At 67.7% G+C, this 2226-nt stretch carries 1 protein-coding gene; it reads left to right on the top strand.

What is annotated here, in order from left to right:
• On the top strand, positions 1-2226 hold a 2226-nt coding region (locus ACTWQH_RS32625; protein ID WP_443290431.1), incomplete at both ends, for an amino acid adenylation domain-containing protein.

Consider the following 2226-nt stretch of genomic DNA (forward strand, 5'->3'; position numbering starts at 1 on the left):
GGGTGGTCGGGGTGGCCATGCCGCGCTGCGCGGAGCAGGTGGCGGTGGTGCTGGGGATCGTGAAGGCGGGCGCTGCGTATCTGCCGATCGACCCGGCATATCCGGCGGAGCGGATCCGGTATATCGCCGCCGATGCCCGGCCCGCGCTCATCCTGACCACCGTGGCCACGGCCCCCGACCTACCCGACGATGTCGCGGGGACCGCTGTGGCGGTCGATTCACCCGAGCCCCAGGCTTCCTGCCAGGCCAGCCTCCCGAGCAATCCCGCCCTCCACCTCGATCCGGCCCACACGGCGTATGTGATCTATACGTCGGGTTCGACCGGGCGGCCCAAGGGGGTTGCGGTGGCCCACACGGGTATCGCTGGCCTGCGGGCGACGCATGTTGATGCGTTGGATGCGGGGTCCGATGCCCGGGTGGTGCAGTTCGCGTCGGCGAGTTTCGATGCGGCGGTATGGGAGCTGATCATGGCGCTGACCACCGGCGGCGCTCTGGTCCTTCCCCAGCAGCAGCGGCTCGTGGGCGGGGAGCTGTTGGAGATGCTGGCCGATCGCGAGGTCAGCCACGCCACGCTTCCACCCTCCGTTCTGGCCACCCTCCCGTCGGGAGCGCCCGAGGCTTTGCCGGGGCTTCGGGTGCTGACTGTGGCGGGGGAGGCGTGTTCGCCGGATCTGGTGGCGGCGTGGGCACCAGGCAGGCGTTTCCTCAACGCCTACGGCCCGACGGAGACGACGGTGTGTGCGTCCATCAGTGCACCCCTGACGTCCGGGCACGTGCCCATCGGCAGCCCTGTTCCTGACGCCCGTCTGTATGTGTTGGATGAGTTTTTGTGTTTGGTGCCGGTGGGGGTGGTGGGTGAGTTGTATGTGGGGGGTTCTGGTCTGGCGCGGGGGTATCTCAACCGGTCGGGTTTGACTGCGGCGCGTTTTGTGGCTGATCCGTTTGGTGTGCCGGGGTCGCGGATGTATCGCACGGGTGATGTGGTGCGGTGGGGTGTGGGTGGGCAGTTGGAGTATCTGGGGCGTGCGGATGATCAGGTGAAGATTCGTGGGTTCCGGATCGAGCCGGGTGAGGTGCGGGCGGCGTTGACCGCCCATCCCGGTGTGGCTCAGGCTGTGGTCGCTGTGCAGGAGGGTGGGGATGGGGATAGCCGTCTGGTGGCGTATGTGGTGCCGGTGGTTGATGAGGCTGCGGGTTCGTCGCATGTGGAGGCGTGGCAGTCGACGTATGAGTCGGTGTATGACGAGTCTCGTGCGGCTGTGGCGTTGGGGTGGGATTTCCGGGGATGGCAGAGTTCCTATAGCGGCCAGCCGATCCCCGAGGGGGAGATGATCGAGTGGCGGGATGCCACCGTGGAGTTCATTCGTGAGCAGCGGCCCCGGCGCATTCTGGAGATCGGTGCCGGCTCGGGTCTGCTGCTGGGTCCGCTGGCGCCGGAGGCGGAGAGTTACTGGGCGACTGATCTGTCACCGGCCGCTATCCGCGCCCTCGCCGACAAGACCCGGCATATGGATCACGTGCATCTGCGGTGTCAGCCGGCTCATGACGTTTCCGGTCTGCCGAGTGGGCGGTTCGACACGGTCATTCTCAACTCGGTCATCCAGTATTTCCCCCACCGGGGGTATCTGACCGGTGTTCTGCATCGCGTGCTGGAGCTTTTGGCTCCGGGCGGGCGTGTGGTCATCGGTGATGTCCGCCATCACGGTCTGCACGAGGCGTTTCACCACGCCGTCCAGGCCCAACGCCACACCGGCGCCGCGGATGCCGTCCGGGCGGCGCAGCATGCGATCCTGACCGAGGAAGAACTCCTGGTGGACCCGGCCTACTTCGCCGCTTTCGCCGAGGAGAGTGCGGTGGTTGCCGGGGTTGATATCCGGCTCAGGCACGGGGCGGCGCACAACGAGCTGACCCGTTACCGCTACAACGCCGTCCTCCATACCACCCCCACCCGCCCGGTCTCCCTGGCGGACATCCCCACCCACCCCTGGAACCCCGACAGTCCTCACCCTCCCCTGGCGCTGGAGGCCCTGACCCAGGATCTCACCGGTCCCGTCCGCCTGGCGGGTATCCCCAACCACCGCCTGACCACCGACAACCCCGCCTCCACCCACCCCGGCGTGGACCCGCACGAACTGCACCGGTGGGCACGGGAACATGGCTACCGGGCCCTGACCACCTGGAACCCCCACCACCCCCACACCTTCGACGCCATCCTCACCCCCACCC

It is taken from the genome of Streptomyces sp. 6N223 (assembly GCF_052246635.1).
GTDB lineage: Bacteria > Actinomycetota > Actinomycetes > Streptomycetales > Streptomycetaceae > Streptomyces.